The sequence below is a fragment of the Xylella taiwanensis genome (assembly GCF_013177435.1).
GTDB classification, from domain to species: domain Bacteria; phylum Pseudomonadota; class Gammaproteobacteria; order Xanthomonadales; family Xanthomonadaceae; genus Xylella; species Xylella taiwanensis.
Window position 1 is genome coordinate 2,199,749 of sequence record NZ_CP053627.1, and the last position, 23,063, is coordinate 2,222,811.

A 23,063-nucleotide genomic window follows, 5' to 3' on the forward strand; every position below is an offset into this window, starting at 1 on the left:
CCAATCACCGTTTGCCAGTGTCGTCACCAAGAACCGCAAGCTGACCGCCAGTTGCATGGCAATAAGTCAGATGAGATGTCGTATGGATAGGACCGGCAACAGCATCACGCGAAACCATCGCCAAGCGCAGCATGACAGCCCACACTGGAAAACAAATTCAGAACGGAGCATCCGAGCCAGCGTCGCTTTCACCCTCGTCCACATCCAAGCCATCGAACAGCACCTGGGTCTGCTCATGTGACAACGACTCCACACCCTGCAGGCGGCGCTCGATGGTACGGGTCTTACGACCAGCCTCGCCCAGACTCTTGCCAACCGTGCTGATTTGCTTTTCGGCTTTCTCAAGGATTCCAGCAAATTTTCCGAACTCGCTTTTCACCGCCCCCAGTAAGCGCCACACCTCACTAGAGCGCTGCTCAATCGCCAGCGTGCGAAACCCCATTTGCAAGCTGTTGAGAAGCGCTGTCACCGTGGTCGGACCAGCCACCACGACACGATGCTCACGTTGTAACAGATCGGTCAAACCAGGACGGCGGATCGTTTCAGCGTACAACCCCTCGGTGGGCAGGAACATCACCGCGAAATCGGTGGTGTGCGGTGGAACGATGTACTTTTCACGAATCGACTTCGCCTGGATCTTAATCGCACGCTCCAATTGCATCCCCATCGTACGCACCAATTCCTGATCCCCCTGCTCCTGAGCATCGAGCAAACGTTCGTAATCTTCGCGCGGGAATTTAACATCGACCGGCAACCATACCGGGGCTTCGTATTGACCACGCCCGGGCAAGCGCACTGCAAAATCGACGATTTCTTTGGCATCCGGACACACACGCACACCACGCGCGTATTGCTCCTGAGTGAGCGTTTGTTCGAGGATGTTGTCCAGCTGAACCTCACCCCAGGTGCCACGGCTCTTAACGCTCGTCAACACACGCTTGAGATCACCCACACCCGTCGCCAATTGCTGCATCTCGCCAAGACCACGCTGCACCTGTTCCAGGCGCTCAGAAACCAACTTGAACGATGAATCCAGGCGGGTATTCAGAGTCGTCTGGAGCTTCTCATCAACCATGACGCGTATCTGCTCGAGCTGCTGCGCATTGTCAGCTCGCAGCACACCCAGTTGCTGCTCTAAAGTGGTACGCATCTCATTGATAGACTGCGCGTTGCGCTGTGTCAGCTCCGTCAGGCGCTGGCCAAGCGCATCCGCAAAACGTTGCTGACCCTCACCAACCTCTTGACGCGCCTTACGGGCGTCGTCACCAAGTGCGGCACACAACTGATCCAGGCGTTGATCGATACGGGCGGACAGGTCCGTGAGAGAACGTGCGAAACTCGCCAGCCGCACCTCCTGTTGCCGATCCAGGGCCTCAAGCTGCTCACGCAGTTCAGCACGACCAACGCGCTGTTCCTCCCGCAACACATGATCGAGCGCAGCATGGTCGGTTCTCCGCAGCAAAACAAAGATCTGCAGCACCAGGACAATACAAAGAAGGCATCCAAGAATCAGAAAATCGGGTTGCATGTGGGCAGTGTAACGGTATACCTCTGCGTCGTTTCACCATAAGACGACAGAGCGCAGCGTCCCGGAGCGATCAGCTAGCAAGTGCTCCATCTGTGAAGTACTCGTGACTGCACCATCCTCCTCCGGTTCAACAGATGGTTTCTGGACCAATCACAGCGATCCAAGCCAAGACATGGTGTAACCAGAATCTGCTGCGACACAATCAACGACCGGCATCCAATACACTCAATATGTAGCGCCACATCAAGATCACATGGCGTGTACGCTAGCGGCGACTCTCTGACAGCAAGCAGAACATCATGCATCACATGATGCCGGGCTCACTCAACGCACAGATTGCGGTGAACGTGCGCCTACAACTACCGCACCTTCTCTCGGTTCAACTCGGATTTTCCAGGGTGAGCAACCCTGCTTGCTCATCGTAAGCAAAGTATTCGGCATAACGCGACCAACTGATCACGGCCTTCAGCGTCTGCGTAGCACTGCCTTCAGACATGTAATCCTCCAGCTCATCGGTAAAACGGCTCAACGGTGCTCGATGACTGACACGGTCATCAAGGACACGGCGAATGTGAGCCGCAAGTGGCACATAAGTCGCCAACTGCTGACAGAACAACCGCTTGCGCTCATCGGTGGTACCGTCAACAAAACGTTGCCCAGCCACAGTCAGACGTAGATCACCGGACTCAAACTCGGCGAAGCGCAGCAACTGCAAAGTCTCAGCGATCGGAAACAAATCATCGATTTCCAATTGCAAACTGGCCGCCAATGGCGGCAAGTCGGCTTGACCGTGATAGGGCTCGGCTGCCACTGTTTCGAGTAGACCGGCTAACAAGTTCGACGACACCTGCGGCAACACCATGCCGATACCAGTCCCTGGGAAATGGCCTTCACGCGCGGGCGCGGACGAACGCACTGTCATACGCGCATAGATGTCCTCCACCAGGACACGGAACGCTGGATCCAGACGGTTACGCGGCTGTGGCAGAGTCACTGCAATCTCGCCAATCACCCGCCCCGGATTGGAACCGAAGATCATAATGCGGTCACACATCAACACCGCCTCCTCGATGTTATGGGTCACCATCAGGATCGACTCAATCGGCATCCGTCCCTCGCTCCACAAGTCGAGCAAATCAGTACGCAACGTCTCGGCAGTCAGTACGTCCAACGCCGAGAACGGCTCGTCCATCAGCAACACTTTAGGATGCACGACCAATGCACGCGCCAAGCCCACACGCTGACGCATGCCACCGGATAACTCCTTCGGATAGGCGTTTTCGTAGCCGTCCATGCCAATCAAGTCAATCGCCGCCAACGCACGCCGGCGCCGCTCCTCCGGCAACACACCGCGTGCCTCAAGACCCACTTCCACGTTCTGCTGTACCGTCAGCCATGGAAACAACGCAAAACTCTGAAATACCATCGCCAATCCATCCAGCCCACCGTCGCGGTAGACGATCTCACCCGTCGTAGGCTGCAACAGCCCAGCAATCGCTCGCAACAAGGTGGATTTACCTGAACCGGATCGTCCAAGCAAACCCACAATTTCACCCGAATGCAAGCTCAGGTCGACATTCTCTAACACCACTAACGACGCGGCGGCGCCTTTGTCGTAAGTCTTACAAACCCCGCGCACGCTAACCAGGGGGCTGTTCTGAGGGGTGTCAGACAAGTTCATTGATGAACTCCAGTCGAAAGCAGAAAAAGAGTCAATCCAAGCGCAGGCGGCGCTCCGCAAAGACAAACAAACGACGCCACAACACGCGGTTGAAAACGGTGACGAACAACGACATCACCACAACGCCGAGGAGCACGCGTGGGTAGTCGCCAGCCGCCGTTGCACTTGCGATGTAAGCACCCAGACCATAGGCTTTCACATGCTGGTCTCCCCAACTAACCAGTTCGGCGACGATACTGGCGTTCCAAGACCCACCTGAGGCCGTCAGCGCCCCGGTCAAGTAATAAGGAAAGATCCCAGGCAACATCACCCGGCGCCACCAAGTCCACGAACGCAGCCGGTACACCTGAGCAGCCTCACGCAGGTCGGTCGGGAACGCGCTCGCTCCAGCAATCACGTTGAACAAGATGTACCACTGGGTGCCCAGTACCATCAGCGGCGACAGCCAAATGTTCGGATTCGCTCCCATGGTCACAATCGCGACCACCGCAAATGGGAACAGTACGTTGGCCGGAAAGGCCGCCAGAAACTGTACCAGCGGCTGGACCCGCTGTGCGAGCACCGGACGCAATCCAATCCACACCCCAATCGGCACCCAAATCAGCGAGGCCAACGCGATCAACACGACCACTCTCAACAAGGTTGCTAAACCGCCACCCAATGCCGCCGCAAGATCAGCCCAACCCAGGGTACGCCGTATCTCATCGAATACAAAAAAGATGCAAGCGGCGGCCACAGCAAATACGACCACACACCACAATCGATCAGTACGCACGCCACCGACCCGAGGTGACGCATACACCACTGGCACCCCATTGCGCTTCGTCCAACGTAGCATCAGCACACGCTGCCAAAGCCGAGTGAGGGGTGCAGCCAGGCACTTCAACAGCCTGGTACGGCAAATCAGATCATAAACCCAGGATCTTGGCACCTGACGACCGGCCGTCAGCTCAACCCGAAACTTATCGGCCCAAACCACAATCGGGCGAAATAGCAATTGGTCGTAAAGCAAGATGAGCAACGCCATCGCCGCCACCGCCCAAGCGACTGCACCAAAGTGCTGGTGTGCGATCGCCAATGCTAAATAGGAACCGATGCCTGGAAGCGTCACCGTGGTGTCGCCCACCGTGATCGCTTCGGACGCCACCACGAAGAACCAACCACCCGACATCGACATCATCATGTTCCAAATGAGCCCAGGCATCGCGAACGGCACCTCCAACCTCCAGAAACGCAACCAGGCAGAGAAGCCAAAGCCAAGACTGACCTCCTGCAAATCGCGTGGCACGGTGCGCAGTGACTGGTAGAACGAGAACGCCATATTCCATGCCTGACTGGTAAACAACGCGAATACCGAGGCACACTCGGCACCCAGTTGGCTGCCCGGAAATAGCCCGAGAAAGAACGTCACGGTAAATGTCAGAAACCCCAACACCGGCACCGACTGCAACACATCCAAGGCTGGCACAATCATCCGTTCAGCACGCTGACTCTTGGCGGCCAACGTTGCAACCACAAAGGTAAACACCAGTGAGGCCGCCATCGCTGCAAACATGCGCAATGTGGTGCGCAAACCATACTCAGGCAGGTGTGCTGGATCCAACGACACCGCTTCCATGGGCAACGCGCTCAGCGGCGCGCGCGCGCCTTCGGCACCCTGGACTAGAGCAATCCCCAGGGCCAACATCAACGCCAGCGCCACCAGGTCATAGACGTTGGGTAGCAACTGCGCACGCAGCAACGAAGCTACGGCAGGATGAACAGGGCGGTCTCGAGAAACAAACACCATGCGGAACCTCCTGATTTCCATGGACGGGAAGAACGGCACGCAGGCAGCCTCAACCCAAAGTACGGCAACCGATACAACACCTCAAAGCAGCCGCAATAGCGTATGAAGTTTGAGTGACATCCGCGATCTTCGAGGACGAAAACAACATCGGCAAGACCTTTGCTTCTTTAGGAGATCCAGCGATCAGTACAGGCAAAATGAAAAAGAGAAACCGCTGCTTGCGCCGTCCGTGGAGCCTCGGTCCGGAACAGACGTCATCAACGTGGAATCAAGCAGTCCGTCGGCTCAGGCACTGCACCGAGATCGACTAGACTAGAAGTAGTGCCGTCGGAGAATTTTAAATGCCGCGCACAATAGGCCCAACACGCAAAGTACGTCAAGAGGATTGATGCAAAGAGTCCATCCCTCCCCCAATCGCCCATGTGGCAAGCAATGTTGAAGCACTCCATACGGGCAGTCACACCCTCCTCCATGCAAACAAGAAACGTGTTGACTGTCATTGCATCCACGCTTCACCCTCACACAATCACGTTGTCCCTGACCCAACTCAGGGGTTGATATCAGAACGTGATGGGCGGACAACCACTCATTCAAAGTTCTGAGACAAGAAGGGCATTGAATCGTGACCATCCACGCTTGCAACAGGACTCACAGGCTGAGGCTGAACTGATTCACCCTTATTTAATGAGACACTTGATGACACCACATGCGTCAGATGCGTGTGCTTCTCTTCACTCACAGAGTCACTGAGGCGCGTCATGTCATTGTTGCCATCGTTTCTACAGCGCAAGCCCATCGATCTGATCACCGTGCATGAAGCAGGGCGGCGACTGATCCCTACACTGAGCTGGCCACATCTGATCGCACTGGGCATTGGTGCGATCGTTGGCACTGGCATCTACACCTTGATCGGGGTAGGCGCCGAAAAAGCCGGGCCAGCCGTACTTCTCTCGTTCGTCATCGCTGGCATCATCTGCGCCTGCGCAGCACTGGCATATGCCGAGATGGCAACCATGATGCCAGCCGCAGGGAGCACCTATACCTACAGCTATGTGGCTCTCGGGGAAGGAATCGCCTGGGTAGTGGGGTGGAGCCTCATATTGGAATACTCACTGGTGGTCAGCACGGTGGCCGTGGGATGGTCCGGTTACCTGACTGGCTTCCTCAAGGGCATAGGCATCGACATGCCACTCGCGCTCACCGCCGGACCATATGCCGGCGGCATCATCAATCTTCCAGCGGTGATGATCACCTGTATTGTGGCTGGACTGCTCATCGTCGGCACAAAAGAAAGCACCACACTCAACGCGGTTCTGGTGGTGGTGAAGATTATTGCGCTCGCTGTGTTCGTCGTGATCGCGCTACCCCATTTCGATACGGCCAATCTGCAACCGTTCATGCCCTATGGCTTTTCCAAGTCAAGCGACGCCGGAGGGGTAGAACGCGGGGTCATGGCCGCTGCAGCCATCATTTTTTTTGCCTTCTATGGTTTCGACGCGATCTCCACGGCAGCCGAGGAAACCAAGAACCCAAGCCGCGACCTGTCAATCGGCATCGTCGGCTCGATGATCGGCTGTACTTTGATTTACGTATTAGTCGCACTGGCTGCAGTCGGCGCAATGCACTACACCGTGTTTGGCCCCAGTCCTGAACCATTGGCGCTGATCCTGCGGCAACTTGACCAGGGCAACACCGCCAAGTTCATCGGAGCGGCTGCGATCATCGCCTTACCAACGGTGCTGCTGGCCTTTTTATACGGGCAAAGCCGCATCTTGTTCGTGATGTCTCGCGACGGGTTGCTCCCACACGGACTGTCCACAGTGAATGCACGTACAGGAACGCCGATAGCAACGACGCTGTTCACCGCATCACTCGTGGCAACGCTGGCAGGGCTGGTGCGTCTGGACGAAATCGCCGCGCTGGCTAACGCGGGCACGCTGGCCGCGTTCATCGCAGTGGCTTCATGCATGCTTGTGCTGCGGGTACGTGAACCACAGCGCACCCGCACATTCCGTACACCGCTGGCTTGGGTCGTCGGGCCCGTCGCAATCGCTGGCTGTTTGTACCTGTTCTGGAGTCTGCCGAACATGACCCGGTCGCTTTTTCTGCTCTGGAACGTGCTGGGACTGTGCCTGTACCTGGTCTATGGCCGCCACGCCAGCCGCCTATCGAAAGCTGCAAGCGCCGACACGCCTCAGTGACCAAACATTCACCAGGATGAGCACATCACCTTCTGGATGCAAGCACTGCCGCTCACACGAGGGTTGAAGATGTTGGTGGGTATGGGCGTACTGCCGAATCGCCTAGATTCCTTCATGGTGGACGTCATGACGCTAAGCAAGAAGGAAGCTGCAAGCGCTGTGGATGATACTGGCTTGGCTGGTGCTGCTTCCGGAGGAAATATCTTCACAGAAAAACCTTTCGAGTTGCTCTTCAATCCAGAACGCGGCAGAACACCGCCTTGAGGTAACGCGATTCCTGTACATGCGCCATGAACGGGTGATCCGGACCAGCGCCAGCCACTTTGAGAATTTGGATGGTACGGCCGGAATAGAATGCCGCGCGGCGCAGCATGTCCAAGAACTGCTCTTCGCTAATCAAGCCAGTGCAGGAAAACGTGGCAAACAGGCCGCCCGTTTTGACCACGCCCAGCGCCAACTTATTCATGTCCAGATATTTCTTCAGTGCGTTGATGATCTGATCACGGTCGCGAGTCATCTTGGCTGGATCGAGGATCACCACGTCGTATTGGTCTCCACGTACCGCCGCATCACGCAGGTACGGAAAGATGTCGGCCTGCAAAAATTTCGGGCAGACCCCGTTGAGCCTAGCATTGCCCTTGGCGATCTGAATCACGTCCTGGTCGATGTCCACCGCCACTACATCCGCAGCACCGCGTAAAGCAGCATAGACCGCAAATCCTCCGGTATTGCAGCACAGGTCCAAGACCGTCTTTCCTGCAACATGCTGGCTCAACCACTGACGGTTTTCACGCTGGTCCGCAAAAAAGCCGGTCTTATGTGCACCAATCGGGTCAACACGGAACTTCACGCCATGCTCGGTGATGACCACCGATTCAGTATCAATAGTGTGGTGAAGATCGAAGCTCTCCTGCTTCTGGACGTGTTCGTCAGCGAAGCTGTGGAAGTGGGCCCCTGGGAACTGCTGGCGTAACGCTGTGTAGATCCACTCCCGATGACGGAACATACCAGCCGCGAAGAATTGCACGACCAACAAGTCACCATAACGGTCCACGACTAAACCGGACAGACCGTCACCCTCGCTGTGTACCACACGCCAAGCATCGGACACCGCTTCTAGCTGCAGCACCTCGCGGCGTAGCCCAACGGCCTCGGCAATCCTATGCACGAACCAGGCTTCATCTACCACCACATCCTGACGGGTTTCCAAAATACGTACCGCAATGCGCGAATGGCCATTGTAGAAACCACGCCCAATCCATTCCCCATCAACACCGACCACGTCGACGATACTGCCGGGTTTCAGACGGACGGAAGGCTTTTCCAGCAGCTTTTGGAAGAGCCACGGATGGCTGGAACGCCAGGCATTCTTGAGACGGATAACAGGGAGATCAGTAGACATTGGCGTATTGTAGTTATTCCGCTCGGTTGACGTGCTTGTGCTCGACCCGCAGAATCGCGGTTAGAAGGGGAGTAGCTCCTACACGTTGTCACCGTCAGTACGGGCCCCTGCCATCAGCGACGGCCCCAGTGCAGCGGCAGTTGGCCGAGCCAGCTGCGAGCAAGAGCTTCGCCGCGCAGGCGAAGCTCTGCACCCGGAGTACAACGAGCTCCTGTATATAAGTCCTGCGCCCTAGCGACTTCAAGACCTTTTTCATTTCACCGGACACTTATATGCAAACCATTGGCAACCTCTGGTTGTGGAGCGGATTCGCAGTCATTGTGATCGCCGCTCTGTTGGTCGATCTGATTCTGATGCGCCACGGCGGAGCACACAAAGTCACTTTCAAGGAAGCCACTTGGTGGAGCATCGGCTGGGTGTTGCTCGCACTGCTGTTCAATGTCGGACTGTGGTGGTACTTGCAAGGCACTGCCGGTCCAACCATCGCCAACCGAATTGGCCTTGAGTTCCTCACCGGCTATTTGGTCGAGAAGTCACTAGCGGTCGACAATATTTTCGTGTTTTTGATGGTAATGACCTATTTCGCTGTCCCGGAGGAACAACGCCAACGTGTGCTGATCATCGGTGTGCTCGGCGCAATCGTGCTGCGTGCACTGATGATTTTTGCAGGCTCGCTGCTGCTGACTCAGTTTCACTGGCTGTTGTACATGTTCGGCCTATTTCTGCTGCTGACCGGGATAAAAATGTGGTTTTCCGCCGGCAAAGAACCGGACCTGGAAACCAATCCTGCACTGCGCTGGATGCGCAGCCACCTGCGCCTGCATCCGGAATATGCGGGCAATGCGCTGAGCGTGATGCGTGACGGCAAACGCTGGTTCACGCCATTGTTCGTAGTCATGATGCTGATCGCAGTGATCGACGTGATCTTCGCCGTGGACAGCATTCCGGCCATCTTCGCGATCACCACCGATCCATTCATTGTGCTCACCTCCAATGTGTTCGCCGTGTTGGGCCTGCGTGCCATGTTCTTCCTGTTAGCTGGGATGGCCGATCGCTTCCACCTATTACCGTACGGGTTAGCAGTGATCCTAATGTTTATCGGTATCAAGATGGTGATCATCGACCTGTACAAGATTCCAGTGCTGGGCTCGCTTGGGATAGTCATAGCGATCCTAGCCATGACTATCGCACTGAGCTTGATACACCCGCCTAAGCCGACACAACGCTGATCTCAGCTCCGGTCAACGGGGCGTTTCAGCCGTATGGCCACCCCCCTTGGCAACCAAGCCAATGTTTCGATCGGACAATCTTAGGCATGATCGATACTGCTCTCTCCAGTCTGCCCCCAACAAAGCAAACATCATCATCAGTCACACGTGCTGGAGACATGCAACTTCGAACGAAACGCGGTGTTGTGCTACTAGGCTGTGTTTGCATTTTCACCCATGCTCCAAACGCACACGCAAGTGAGACACACCCAAAATCGCCTTGACGCATTTTTCGTCTCGCGTGAAAGCTGGACGAACATCCTTGATACGACTGAAGCAGCACTGATACCGCATTTTCCTTTGTATGAGCAGATGTCCTGGACTAGTCCTGAAGTAACAATCCACAGCAAGGATTTGTCCAAAACATTCACCACCAAGAGACAGCCTTGGACTGCAACCACATCGGAAACGTCTGAATGCTTGTGGCCTGCTGTTTTTGAGGCACACGCTATATGCGCTGATGCGCACGCACGATCGTTCAATTGATCAGCATATGTTGGACTTCTCTCTGGCCAACCATCCTAAAGGCGAAACGCGGCCCAACATTGTTGCATGTCATCTGGGAAAACGCCTGTACACGATGTGCCAGGAACCGAATTCCATCGGCACGTCGTACCATCGAAGCTCTGCGCGGACCATCGATCACATCGCCCGAAAGCAGCAGCGGTAACTGACGATCATTGGACACAAGTCGTCTATCTGGGCAAACACGCCTCCTTTGACATGCTTCCGTACTGCATCACTCAGCAACGTACTCACCCTTCTGACTTGTTCGCACAACAAGCAGTCTCTAAACAACCGGGGACGTAAACAGATAGCAAGCCATCTTCTTCAGTCAGTACGCCTGCAATACAAACACATGAACTAACGAATATCACCGCTGGAAAACACCAACCGGAGCAAACCACCCACTACATCGTTGCCACACCGTGCATTGCAACATCTGGGCACCAATACAGCGGTGTTACTGACCCTCAGCCTACTTGGCTGTAGCAGACATCCACACACGGCGGTGCTTGCCACGCTGCAATCCCTGGACGACTAGCTTGGCTGCGTGGTGACTTGATGCACCCAGCCATCATTCCCACAACACAAGGGATATTCTCACGACTTTGAGGTTCATCCTCGGACTACTGCACAAGCGCACTGCGACTTCGTTGCCCAATCGATCGCTTACGGCATGATGATGATGGGTGACTGCATGACACTGGTATTGACTGAACGGTCAATAGAATGATCGCTATTGGAGCGTACTGGAACACAGTGTGACACTGTCCAGGTGACATGGTTGCTGCTTTCATACTAAGCACGTTCGATCGCGGCCTGCGCTACAACTTCATCTCCTCCACTGGAGGAAGAGATCACACTGCCACTCTCCAGAATAGTCGTTGAACTGGTATCTCATGTCGGTCATCCGATCAGATGGCGCACACACTCGCAAGCCACTCCCGTTCAACATAAATCCGCCTCACGCACGCAGCGCATTGCTGCTACCGTCCATCCACCGCACGCCGCCCCAATGCCGGATCGTCCGTGAAGCAGGCATAGACACCTGCGGTCGAGATAGCGTCGTATCTCGGCAATCGCCTCAGCCTCATTACGCTGATTTAAAGCACCACCATCGCTCAGATCGGATGGGAGAAAGCTATTCTCCGGACGGAACGTATCTACATGCACTTGTAACCCGGCTGCATGCGCAGCCTGCACAAGTCCCGTCGGCTGGGCCAACCGGTTATTCGCATCACGTGCCACAACCATCCGCACTTCAGGGCCAATGACGTCCGCATAATGGGCCACCTCACGGAACCCGGCTGGGGTGAGCAAATCGCGGTAACGACGCCCTTTGTCCGGCTCTGCCAGGTCAGGTAGCGCCATATCCAGCTTGTCAAGCAACTGCAGCAAAAGGATGTTGCTATTGTGTCCAATCCGCCCGCGTAGATAGCGCAAATGACTGCTCTCAAATGACTGAATCACCACCGGCACGGTACGGGTGTATGCGTGCGATCGGAGTGCAGCCAACACCTTGGTCTTCCATCGCCAGTCCCAAGCTTCGGAAATAGCTCGAATGTTTGATTTCCGAGATGATACCGATCGTGCGTCCGAGCATAGCTGCCTGTGCGGCAACAACATCAATGATCTCATACAGCATGACGATCTGGAATTGACCATCCCAGTGCGTGCCGCGTCACTGCAGCAGAGGTTCACACGCGCGCAGTGTCCTCAGCTCGGCCAAGGTAAAGTCCTCAGTAAACCAACCGTGCCCACGCTTACCGTCAATCGTCTTCACCTTCTCGCGTGCAGCAAACTCTAGATGCGCAGCAACATCCGTGGTATCGCCTATCTCATTCTCGTCACGTACCACCAGCACACCATCCTTACTCGAAACAAGATCAGGTTGGACAAAATCGGCACCATCCGCGATCGCCTTAACATAGGACGCCAGTGTGTGCTCAGGCCGCAATGCGCTGGCACCGCGGTGAGCGAACACCTGAGGCTTGGACATCAACGGAGCTTCGGCCAAAACTGGCACGTGCAGTCCGAGCAAGATCATGCATATCAGCAGGCGTTGTATCGTCATAGCATCACTCTCAGGTTCTATTGGGACTTCAGAGTAGGCTGGTTTCCAGTACCCATTTGGAAGAAGGTTTTTACGTGCATCTGCAGTATCAGCCCCATTTTGAATGGGGACGGTCATTCCCTTTCCTCACATTGCTTCGAATGCACGTAGGAGCAAGGACAGGTGTTCTGGAATGCGAACAAAACTGAGTTTCACATTAAAACTTCCCGTCCAATGTCAGAAACATCTGGGGTAGCAGGCCATCACCCTGCCCTGCAGATCGCTGTTGGTGAAATTGCTCAGGTCTGCGGCGTAGCGCTTGTTGGGCAGGGGAGTCACGTTGAAGCTGAGTTTGGTCGGCTGCAACAAGGCAATCTGACCGAGGTTGTAACCAACATCAGCTTCGAAGGTGGAGAAGCCACCGCACTGGCCAGTGCATTTAGCACGGAGATTTGCATTCCAGCCACTTCATGTCCACGCAATCTCACTAACCAAGATACGTTGAAGTACGTCTACCGTGGTTTTACCCGAAGTCGGTACTACTAAATCGCTCTGCACGTAGTCGTCATCGTAAGTCGAGCGGTTGAAAAAAGCGGAGCTGTACCATTGCAATTGCAGATGTTCGCTAAGTTTCCACAAGAAGGTCAGCTCAGTACCGCGGCTGGTCACCGAGCGAACGTTGTAAAAGCAAGTCATAGCGGTAGCTCAAACCAACTTGTGGTAGAAACGGCTGACCGGCCTTCAACTCCCCATTTGCCATCAGTGACTCCACAGGAATCCACGGGGTCTCTCGCACGGTCATCTTGGTGTAGGGACTTTTAACGCCTACATCCAAGTTCAAACGCTCATCCAGCAACCTGAAGTTACCCTGGACATAGGCTTGTTTGGTGATGATGACATAGTCCTGCGAGAACAGAGGGCAATCTGGGTTGCTGAGTAAAGAGATCATCGTTTATTGGGTGATCGATCCAATAGAAATTGCGCTCGACGCGGTGCTGATTGTGTTCACAATCAACACCGTCACTATAGGCACAACGACTGGCGTCGTCAGTTGTTTTCCCGCAATACGCCGCGGCTAATGCACGGTTCCAGTCAGGTGCGTACAAGTTCGAATTCCAATCCAAACCGCGTTCCAAACCGCTCTTGGACAAATAAGCATAGGTCCCGTGAGATATTCATACATGCAGTGAGCTTGTCACTATCGAACTGATATGCCGCTTTGCTATTGAACTAGCGCGTCGTGGTTGGCGAATACGGCCTAGCTCACATGTCGGCAGTAACGTCGATGCCGGACAAAGAGGCGGAAAAGCCATTGTGCTCACCAACGATTGGTGTCTGAACCCAGGGTATGAGCGACACGACCACCAAATTCCCGAGCAGGATCGCCGGAGTAATACTGAATAGTGCCGCCCAGATTGCTGGTCGAAGCAGTGCCCAGGCTACCAATACCAAAAGTCAACTCCACGCTGGCGAAGTTTCTAGAAATCAACGCGCGCCTGATGTTCAAACCGTTGTAGTTACCATAAACATTGTCCCCAAAAGGCAAACCGTCGAATGTGTAACCCAAGCATGTACCGTTGAAACTACGTAACGTGATCTTCTGCGATTCTTCATGAGCGCCGAATGCGTCGTTGGACTGAACGTTTACACCCGGCATGCATCCTAGCAATTTTTGAATGCGAGTACCTGCAGGCAATATTGGTCAGTCCTACCGGATGATAGGTTGCATCTGGCGGGTTTCTCACCGTCCGATGACCGAAACTACACCAAGCTGCTGCACGTCAGCAGCAACAGAGGTAAGCACCGTGTCAGCCTGGGCAGCAAGGGACGACAGCAGAAAGAGCATGATCACAGAGATGAGCAGGGTGTTTGTAGATGAGTAGCAATGAAGTTAGGACATCGTCAAAGCATGCAATGATGATCTTTCAGAAATACGAGATAGTGGGCTATACCGCATCCTTATGAATGATTCTGGATGACATGAGTTACCAAATGATGTCGCTGAGAAGAACGTAATCTCCTTCAACGCATCAATCAGCTCATCAAAATTCAATTGACATTCCAACGTTATGCCAAACATATCAACGGAAATGAATGAGGCAAATTGATGGATGCATCAAGCACAAACGCGACACCATTCACCTGCAGAAGTATCCCCAAAGGTGGCTGTACGGCTTCAGGGAGAAGAATTTAATGCAAACGCAGTATCCACCCGTGAAGAAGGGCGGCAAGCCTGCCTGCCGGAGTTGGCACCATACCCTAGTAGTAGTTACCAACATTGTGTATTGATGGAGGCGCCGTCTTGATCAGCATGTACATTAAGTCCTAGCTGCAACAAAAAAACAAACCATGATCCCAGCCATACTCGGACAACGAGCTAATACGATCCTCAACAGCTATTCAACATATAGGGCGCTTAGGATGAAAATAGGCGGCAAAGCACCTCTGAACAAAATAGCCACACAATTTAAACACTGAAACTGCTACCACAACCACAAGTGGTCTTAGCATTGGGATTGCGAATCACAAACTTGGCACCAGTGAGGCTCTCAGTGTAGTCGACCTCTGCGCCTAATAGATACTGCAGGCTGAGCGGATCAACCAGCAACACAACACCATCTGTCTCCAACACTAAATCATCATCAACACGGTTCTCGTCAAACTCAAAACCGTACTGGAAGCCAGAACACCCCCCACCCTCAATGTAAACACGCAAGGCCAAATCAGCGTTGTTCTCTTCCTGGATCAGTTCACGCACTTTGGCTGCAGCGGCCATAGTGAAATTCAACGGACGCTCCAGCGACTGATAGTCGGGCACTGACGGTGCGGTGGGCAGAGAAACGAGCGTAATCATATATGGGCAACATGAGGTCAGAGGAATAGCGAATCAAGCACCAGCAACAGAGGTCTCCAATTGCAGCGTTGGCAACGATTCATCTGGAGGTGGCAACGCCGCCTGATTGTTAGTATGTATCAGGCGGCCAGTCAACTGCGCACCAACACGCATCTCTACAACTTGGTAATGCACATTGCCATGCACACATGCGTTAGCAGCAAGCTCGACTCGGTCAGCCGCATACACATCGCCGTCAAGCTTACCGTTGATCACAATCACCGGCGCGCGCACTTCACCATCAATCCGACCCTGCTCAGCAACGACCAATGTTGCCGATACACCCTCCTCGGCAATTACCTTACCAAAGATATGCCCTTCCACATATAACACACCGCTGAAGCTGATATCGCCATTGATCACTACCTGCGGCCCAATCAAAGTATCGACGACATTACGATCACTACGGTTGGACTTACTTCTAAACATACTATTCTCCAATGCTGCTAGCGGCAAGCTTCCAATTGAAAGTTTGTGTAACAGACATTCCTTGGCCAATAAGCGATATTTTTACACGCTGTGGCGTGAAATCCAGAGGCAACATCACACTGCCCTGCAACTGCTGGAAGTAACGGAATGAATAAGATTGTCCCGGGACATCGGTTTTCTGATGCAAATCGTTCCAGCTTACCGTGGTCAGTTTACCCGCACGCACGCCCTCTACCGAGAAGCGCAACTGACCCTGGCTTATTGCACCACGATTGAGATTCTGTGTCAGCACTACATTATAAACCCAAACCCCGCTGGGCTTGCGCATAAATTCAATCGAATGTGTATTCAGGCCCTTGCGCTGCGCAGTGGCACCAACAAGCCGCTCGTAAAACGCCACATCAGCACGCAATGCAGCAATTTGTTCGTCCCGTTCTGTAAGCAACGATTGGACATCAACATTCGCTGCACGGCTGATCTGATCTGATATCTCGAGATTGATCTGACGCTGCTGCAATCTTTGGATCTGGTGCGCCTGAGAAGCTTGAGTCTGGTGTGATTGGCGCAGCTGTGCTTCGGTCTCAGCCAGATGCGGTACGACCGAATGGCTAGCCATCCACCATGTCAAGGCTAATGAAACCAGCCAAAACACCGCCAATAGGATCCAACGCAAAAACATGCTGCTGCGCTGAGACGAAACGACGGATAACGTACGATGAAAGATTGGTCGCTGCATCTGCGGTCCATATCTGAGGAAACTCGGGTACCCAGTTTAAGCCAACACATACCAACACTATGGCGAAATATCTCAAGCTAATGCCCTTCCAGATTAAACACACAATATGAAGCGAGACATCCATTGGAGGAGATATTATCGTGTTAGATACCTAGATCACTCACTGGATCAAAACATGACAGCACTGAAAACAATCCACGCTATAAGTTGAGTACCACTTTGAGATTACCCCTGACCATCAGGCCTACACTAACAACAATAAAAACTTGATCATGAAATTGCTGTTGGCCCTAGGTAGATTCAAGTTAGCCTTAACTCCTGAGCAATGACTTCAAAGTATGCCTCAGAGTTTCCCAATTAACACTTATCAATAAAAAATACATTAATTAATGAGTTTTTCTTAACAAATATTATTCATAATATCCGATTCATTATATATTTCCTGGCATGATCAGACATGCACTGAAGATAAAGATTAGTCAATTTTCATCAATAAGCACCTTGCCTAAGCCAAGCAGCGACTGACATTACTTCGCTCAAACATGGATAACTATGGTGTTGCGGCCGCAGTGTTACTCAGCATATATACTTAAAAGCTCTGAGCAATGCAGGGTTGAAAATATACAAAGATAGTCGATGACCACCACGCATGTTACTACTCCAAATGGATGACAGACACGTTCTTGGCCGGTCTGTGGCAACCTATATACATCGCAGCAAGTAAAATAGCGAGAAAAAAATCAGATAATGATTTCAATCTAGAGTGAGTGGCTATGAACCCAAAAAACATGGTTTCCATCGCCCTGAGGGATGTCTTACACCCCATGCTATGCCAATGAAACCCACACTACAGGACCACTGAGAATCCCGAGTTGTCATGCATACAAGAAATACGCGCAACTCACCACCAATTTATTAAGGTGTATGACAACGTGACCACCCACGATACTCCGTACCGCATCTTGATCGTTGAAGACGACCGTTCACAGGCACTGTTCGCAAAAAGTGTGCTGCAAGGCGCTGGCATACATGCTCAGGTCGAGCTGTCTGCATCTGAGGTGCTAAAAGTGATCAAAGACTACCGCCCAGACTTGATCTTGATGGATTTGAACATGCCGGAACTGGATGGTATCAGTCTGACCACACTGATACGCAAGCAACCAGGTCAACATCTATTACCGATAGTGTTTTTGAGCGGCGATCCAGATCCGGAAAAGCAGTTTGAAGTACTTGATAGCGGTGCCGACGATTTTTTAATTAAACCAATCCAACCTCGCCACCTAATTGCCGCAGTCTCCAATCGGATCCACAGGCTCCGCCAACAAAACACACGAGAGGCCGATATCCAGATAACTGTTCAAAATACCCCAGTCACCTGGCTTCCAACTCGTGCACATATCATGGAGCAGTTAGACGTAGCTCTTAGCAATGGTGCACAAGGTGGCTTGTTTTTTATCGAAGTGAGCGGCGCACTGAATCTACGCGAGCACTATGGTTACATTGCTTTCGAGCGATTGATGAATCAAGTTGAATACCATTTGATGCAAGGAGCACATCCCTACTCACTCGCACGCATCAGTGATCATAGCTTCCTGCTGCTAGCCACAGACTTAGCATCAACCGAACATCAAGCTCTGGCCGTACACCTACGTCAGCATCTGGCCACGCTGCCACTGCCAATACAGGACGACGAATTAGTACATCTACGCAGTGCAATCGGCTACGCCGGACTGAACCAAGGCTTCAAGGACGCTGGCAGTGCAGTGGAAGGTGTGGAACGTGCCACCCTACAAGCACGCCAAAAAAGCGAAGGGATATACGCCTACGTACCACCGCAAGCAGCAGAGAATGCCGCACACCTGGCTTTACTTGATGGTCAGTTGGAATTGGCTTACCAACCGATAGTCGCAGTGGCTGGAAGTGATACTGCGCAATACCAAGTACTGCTGCGTTTGCGTAAGGCCGACGGCAGCTTGCTGTCAGCTGCTCTGGTGGTCCCTGCTGCGGAGGCAGTAGGCCGCATCATGGCGCTGGATGAGCAAGTAATGGAACAAACATTGGACATACTGAAACTGCACCAAGACACCAATCAACAGTTGAGGCTTTTTGTCTCGCAATCTGTACGCACACTAATACATGAAAGTTTCGCCGACCGACTCATCAAAAATCTACAGGACCGCAATGTCAATGGTACCGGGCTGGTGATCGATGTGCGTTTGGAAGACGCAGTCATCCACACCATACGCCTCCAGCAGTTCTGTAAACGACTACTGGAACACAACGTACAGTTCTGTCTAAGCCAATTCGAAGCCAACTCAGAAGCCACTGCTTTGCTTGGCGAGTTACCACTCAACTTTGTGCGCCTATCTCAGCATTTTGGGGACACGCACAACCACCCAGAGCGGCAAAAAGAGCTACGCATGCTGATTGAACAAGCTCATCAACACAACACGCATGTCATTGGTCAATGTATCGAAGACGCACAAGCCGCTACGGTGATGTGGATGAACGGGGTCGACTTGATACAAGGTAATCTGTTCCAGAACGTCAGCAAAGAGCTTAACTTCAACTTTCACGACACGGTGCTCTGAGGGTGACTCAGGGCCCGCAGAACTGCACTTGGAGCTGCCTAACCACAGCAACAGTCACTGCAATCACAACAAGCATCGCAATTTATTGTTTAGCTGATGCCTACGCTGCATTACCTCGGTTTGTTTTCGGCATCATCGTTACTATTCTCCTGCTTGGCACGATATTGCTCGTCACCCGCAGGCTTAACCATCTATACATAGCTCTGATGACTTACTCATCACACGCAAAACATGCAGAAGCTGAGTGTGATCGCCTGCAACAGGAGCTAGACCAGCATGGCAAACTCAAGCAAGAGTTAGTGATGGCCAAACAAATTGCAGAAGCGTCAGTGTTGGCTAAGAGCGAGTTCTTGGCCACGATGAGCCACGAGATCCGTACCGCACTCAATGGCATCATTCCGATCCTAGAACTAATTGCTAAAAGCGAGCTCAAACGCGAACAACGCGATTTGTTGCAAACCGCAACTGAAAGCTCGCTGCAACTGCTGCGTATCGTCGACGACATCTTGGACTATTCTAAGTTGGAAGCAAAAAAACTTGAATTGGAAATCACCACGTTCAACTTGCGTGAGTTACTCGAAGGTGTGACGCTGCTGATGCAACACGTCTCCGAGAGCAAGCGTCTCGCACTCGAACTGTCGATCGATCCCACAGTCCGCCTGTTAGTACGCGGCGATCAGGTGCGGTTGCGTCAAGTGCTTAGCAACCTGATCGGCAACGCCATCAAGTTCACCGAACGCGGCCGCGTTGACATAAAGTTGCGCCGACTTGGCGAAAACCGCACCCAGCACCTGCTGCGTTTCGAAGTACACGATACTGGTATCGGTATTTCTTCCGAACAGCAAGCACGGCTGTTCTCTTCGTTCAGCCAAGCTGATGCTTCAACCACGCGCCTGTATGGCGGCACTGGTTTGGGCTTAGCAATCTGTAAACGTATTATTGATCTAATGAGTGGGCGAATCGGGATAGAATCACAACTTGACGTCGGCTCCACGTTATGGTTCGAAATCCCACTGCTGAAGGTAGCTGGTGAATTAAACCCCCATACCAATACAGGTCAGCGTGTGCTGCTGGTCTGCAGCGATTCACACCTCAGTCAACGCGTGTACCAACTTCTGAAAACACACAACATGGATGTGGTTGTAACTGAAACAACACAGGAATCCATGGAACAGCTACGTCAAGCCAACGCGCTGCTACGCTTCGACGTGGTCATTGGTGACCACCTCAGTGTGCGCTACATCGCGTAGTACAACGTGCCAAACAGGAAAAGTTGCCTCGGATGGTCTGGCTCCATGGTGAAGAGCCCATGAGTGAGGAATTGCTTTCACACAGTGAGCAAGTGTCGCGTCTAGCACCAGATGTCGCCCTGCTGGCAGCGCTTAGTCCAGACGAGCGCGCCCAACCTGACACAACTATAGCTAACGACATATCGGTACCATTAAAACGCCGTGAGGCACGCATCTTGTTGGTGGAAGACAATCCAGTAAACCTAGCAGTGGCACAGAAAATCTTGATCATGCTTGGCTACCAACCAGATAGTGCTGTGCACGGTAAAGCTGCCCTGCAAAGCATGCAACATATTCACTACGACCTTGTATTCATGGATTGCCAAATGCCAGTGCTTGATGGCTATGCAGCGACTCGCTGCTGGCGTGATCAGGAGAACCCGCAGGGTCCACGTCTACCAATCGTGGCAATGACCGCTAAGGCCATGACTGGTGATCGCGAACGCTGTCTGGAAGCAGGTATGGATGAATATCTGTCAAAACCTATCTCGCACAAGGAAATCGAAGCCTGCCTGCACCGCTGGCTCTCTCCCGCTCCGATCACCTTAAGGACCCTGACTCCAGGCACTGAAGTTCTTTCCAGCTCTGCAATAAAGGGTGTATCCCCCATTGTCGAACCTAAATCCGCAACCGCATCGGTGATGCAAACGGTTACAGCACCGGATAAGGACCATACCACCACTGACCTATCGGTACTCGATCATGAACTGCTCGCGGAACTGAAAAAAATCGCCGGTAAAGACATGGATCACATCATTTATCTGTTTTTGAAGGACGCACCTAAACTGATCACGCAGCTGCAGGAAAGCGCCACAAGGCACGAAACTAATCTACTGAGCCAAGCGGCACACACACTAAAATCCTCTAGTGCTAATGTCGGCGCCCTGGCAGTCTCAGATGCAGCACAACGCATCGAATCGGCAGCACATAGCGGGGACACTAAGCTGGCCGACACGATGGTTGCGCTTTTAGTAACGGAATACGAACGCGTTCGACCAGCTTTGAACCTGAAGATTGCTCACCTGTTTGGCGCTGAATAGTTCAATCTTCCAACTTTGTAAGCAGGTAGTTAGGTTCCCCAATTCGCTTGACAATATCCAATTGCATTTCAATCCAATCGATATGCTCTTCTTCAGAATTGAGAATATCGACCAACAGCTCCCGGCTGACATAGTCCTGTACCGATTCAGTGTAAGAAACTGCCTCACGCAGTAATGCAACGGCCTCTTGCTCCAACGCCAAATCGCAACCGAACATTTCGGTTGGACTCTCACCGATACGCAACTTACCTAACGCCTGAAAATTCGGCAAGCCATCAAGGAAGAGTATACGATCCGATAGCCGATCAGCGTGTTTCATTTCATCAATAGATTCCTTGTACTCGTGCTCAGCAAGCTCAGCCAGCCCCCAGTTCTTCAACATCTTCGCATGCAAAAAGTATTGGTTAATGGCTGTCAACTCGTTGCAGAGCACTTTATTAAGATATTCGATGACCTTGGCATTGCCCTTCATACAACATCTCCGGTAGAAAATTACAAGTACTGTAGCTTTCCTGATCTACTGGTGAAGGAACGAAAATCGTGTTCATTACGATTACCTCGTAGGGCACATAGTTCCCACATCAAGCAACGCTGGTCGATTTACAGTTGGCATAACACACTCAGCACGTGCTTTACCAAGGAGCTCAGCAGCCGCATTCAGGCAAGAACCGCAACTGGAACCACAGGCAGTACGCATGGTAAGTTCAGTGAGATTGGCACAACTGGCAGCGACTTCGTAGATATGGTCATCGGTGACAGCGTTACAGATACAAATGTACACGCGCGGCATAATGAATGGCATCCCTTAAACGGGACACAACCATTTAACCACATAATGAGAATGAATGTCAATTGCAAAAATTAATCGTTACTAATATCTCAGTCAAAAATCAGATCGATACTCCCACTTGCGTGAACACGTATATCAAACATTACTAATAAGCAAACAAACCTCCTGCACGTACCGCGACATCGTCCCTACTTCAAGGCCAACCACCCGCTGCACCAGTGATGCTAACTAGCACAACGCACGCGCGTAAACACTACGCTTAAACATGACCACATGCTCAGTCGGGTACCAGAAATTCACCTAACACCAGTGATCAAACTCAAGACTCTCAGTCTGATCGAGTTGTACCTGTGATTCATCACCTATCAGTTGCAGCAGAAACCAGACCTAACTTTTGGCCGATACATATCTGAGACTGATTGCGGCGTACAGTTTGACTCGGCAATCAATAGCGTAGCCAATCTGGCGTGGCACCAAGCAATTGCACATGCTCGGTAGCAACCTAGTTGCTTCATGTAATTCACGGTACATAGCTTCAATAGGAGTTTCGTAAGAATTCATGGTACCCTCTACGAATAGCCAACCATGCCGGCGGATGCGGCGTACCCAAAACAACTGCCCATCCCTACACATCAACACAATACCAACGTTCGGTCGGTAACTGTCCGGATCGTTCGCATTACAGACACTTTCCCAGAGTTTGAGCTTCTCCCAAACAACGGCAGGCATCCTTGACGAACTTGAATCAAAAAATTGATAATTATCTGCTGTCTAGGCTATGTAGCTCAGCAGGTTAGAGCACAGCACTCATAATGCTGGGGTCGGTGGTTCGAGTCCACCCATAGCCACCAAGATTTCCAGGAAATTGC

The 23,063-nt window shown here is 52.5% G+C and carries 15 protein-coding genes, 1 tRNA gene and 4 pseudogenes; 8 read left to right on the top strand and 12 right to left on the bottom strand.

Annotated features, from left to right (window positions below):
* Positions 1-157: 157 nt before the first annotated feature.
* The 3 genes from PLS229_RS09425 to PLS229_RS09435 form a co-directional block, all read right to left on the bottom strand.
* Positions 158-1,528 (bottom strand): DNA recombination protein RmuC, encoded by a 1,371-nt coding sequence (locus PLS229_RS09425; protein WP_038270560.1) that lies wholly within the window; start codon positions 1,526-1,528, stop codon positions 158-160.
* Between the two features lie 379 nt (positions 1,529-1,907).
* The gene (locus tag PLS229_RS09430; RefSeq protein WP_038270559.1) at positions 1,908-3,209 is read right to left on the bottom strand and encodes an ABC transporter ATP-binding protein; all 1,302 of its coding nucleotides are present in this window, start codon (positions 3,207-3,209) and stop codon (positions 1,908-1,910) included.
* A gap of 31 nt (positions 3,210-3,240) precedes the next feature.
* Positions 3,241-4,998 carry an ABC transporter permease gene (locus tag PLS229_RS09435; RefSeq protein WP_038270558.1) on the bottom strand — a complete coding sequence of 586 codons (1,758 nt, stop codon included), beginning with the start codon at positions 4,996-4,998 and terminating at the stop codon, positions 3,241-3,243.
* Between the two features lie 113 nt (positions 4,999-5,111).
* Between PLS229_RS09435 and PLS229_RS09440 the strand changes: the two genes are divergently transcribed.
* The 3 genes from PLS229_RS09440 (at position 5,112) to PLS229_RS09450 (ending at position 7,463) form a co-directional block, all read left to right on the top strand.
* Positions 5,112-5,309: a hypothetical protein gene (locus PLS229_RS09440; protein ID WP_160165136.1), complete on the top strand. Its 198-nt coding sequence runs from the start codon at positions 5,112-5,114 to the stop codon at positions 5,307-5,309.
* Between the two features lie 456 nt (positions 5,310-5,765).
* Complete coding sequence (locus PLS229_RS09445; protein ID WP_038270582.1) at positions 5,766-7,199, top strand: amino acid permease; 1,434 nt, start codon at positions 5,766-5,768, stop codon at positions 7,197-7,199.
* A 69-nt stretch (positions 7,200-7,268) separates the two neighbouring features.
* The gene (locus PLS229_RS09450; RefSeq protein WP_152536581.1) at positions 7,269-7,463 is read left to right on the top strand and encodes a hypothetical protein; all 195 of its coding nucleotides are present in this window, start codon (positions 7,269-7,271) and stop codon (positions 7,461-7,463) included.
* On the opposite strand, the gene PLS229_RS09455 is transcribed toward PLS229_RS09450, so the two are convergent.
* A complete protein-coding gene (locus PLS229_RS09455) occupies positions 7,432-8,601 on the bottom strand; it encodes a class I SAM-dependent rRNA methyltransferase (RefSeq protein ID WP_038270556.1) in 1,170 nt (389 codons plus the stop codon). The genes PLS229_RS09450 and PLS229_RS09455 overlap by 32 nt on opposite strands.
* A gap of 272 nt (positions 8,602-8,873) precedes the next feature.
* On the opposite strand from PLS229_RS09455, the gene PLS229_RS09460 reads away from it, so the two are divergent.
* Complete coding sequence (locus PLS229_RS09460) at positions 8,874-9,830, top strand: TerC family protein (protein WP_038270555.1); 957 nt, start codon at positions 8,874-8,876, stop codon at positions 9,828-9,830.
* A 1,529-nt stretch (positions 9,831-11,359) separates the two neighbouring features.
* On the opposite strand, the pseudogene PLS229_RS09465 reads toward PLS229_RS09460, so the two are convergent.
* Positions 11,360-12,447 (bottom strand): annotated as a pseudogene (locus PLS229_RS09465) (glycerophosphodiester phosphodiesterase family protein).
* Between the two features lie 213 nt (positions 12,448-12,660).
* Between PLS229_RS09465 and PLS229_RS12770 the strand changes: the two are divergent.
* The gene (locus tag PLS229_RS12770) at positions 12,661-12,972 is read left to right on the top strand and encodes a hypothetical protein (protein WP_425511094.1); all 312 of its coding nucleotides are present in this window, start codon (positions 12,661-12,663) and stop codon (positions 12,970-12,972) included.
* 15 nt (positions 12,973-12,987) lie between these two features.
* Here the strand turns inward: PLS229_RS12770 and PLS229_RS09470 are convergent.
* From PLS229_RS09470 to PLS229_RS09485, 4 genes and pseudogenes are all read right to left on the bottom strand, one after another.
* A pseudogene (locus tag PLS229_RS09470) lies at positions 12,988-14,272 on the bottom strand (TonB-dependent receptor); the annotation flags it as partial.
* A gap of 621 nt (positions 14,273-14,893) precedes the next feature.
* A complete protein-coding gene (gene erpA, locus PLS229_RS09475; RefSeq protein WP_038270552.1) occupies positions 14,894-15,280 on the bottom strand; it encodes an iron-sulfur cluster insertion protein ErpA in 387 nt (128 codons plus the stop codon).
* A 33-nt stretch (positions 15,281-15,313) separates the two neighbouring features.
* Positions 15,314-15,748 carry a bactofilin family protein gene (locus tag PLS229_RS09480; RefSeq protein ID WP_038270551.1) on the bottom strand — a complete coding sequence of 145 codons (435 nt, stop codon included), beginning with the start codon at positions 15,746-15,748 and terminating at the stop codon, positions 15,314-15,316.
* Between the two features lies 1 nt (position 15,749).
* Positions 15,750-16,427, bottom strand: coding sequence for a DUF6776 family protein (locus PLS229_RS09485; protein WP_230428298.1), 678 nt, complete (start codon positions 16,425-16,427; stop codon positions 15,750-15,752).
* Positions 16,428-17,416: 989 nt separating this feature from the next.
* Between PLS229_RS09485 and PLS229_RS09490 the strand changes: the two genes are divergently transcribed.
* Complete coding sequence (locus PLS229_RS09490; protein ID WP_051482267.1) at positions 17,417-19,075, top strand: EAL domain-containing protein; 1,659 nt, start codon at positions 17,417-17,419, stop codon at positions 19,073-19,075.
* A 161-nt stretch (positions 19,076-19,236) separates the two neighbouring features.
* Positions 19,237-21,404, top strand: a pseudogene (locus PLS229_RS12775) (hybrid sensor histidine kinase/response regulator).
* 1 nt (position 21,405) lies between these two features.
* On the opposite strand, the gene bfr reads toward PLS229_RS12775, so the two are convergent.
* The 3 genes and pseudogenes from bfr to PLS229_RS09510 form a co-directional block, all read right to left on the bottom strand.
* Positions 21,406-21,876 (bottom strand): bacterioferritin, encoded by a 471-nt coding sequence (gene bfr, locus PLS229_RS09500; protein WP_038270549.1) that lies wholly within the window; start codon positions 21,874-21,876, stop codon positions 21,406-21,408.
* An 81-nt stretch (positions 21,877-21,957) separates the two neighbouring features.
* On the bottom strand, positions 21,958-22,206 hold the full coding sequence (locus PLS229_RS09505) for a (2Fe-2S)-binding protein (protein WP_425511063.1): 249 nt from the start codon (positions 22,204-22,206) through the stop codon (positions 21,958-21,960).
* Positions 22,207-22,329: 123 nt separating this feature from the next.
* Positions 22,330-22,923: pseudogene (locus tag PLS229_RS09510) on the bottom strand (RNA pyrophosphohydrolase).
* Between the two features lie 45 nt (positions 22,924-22,968).
* On the opposite strand from PLS229_RS09510, the gene PLS229_RS09515 reads away from it, so the two are divergent.
* A tRNA-Met gene (locus PLS229_RS09515) sits at positions 22,969-23,045 on the top strand.
* Positions 23,046-23,063 lie beyond the last annotated feature (18 nt).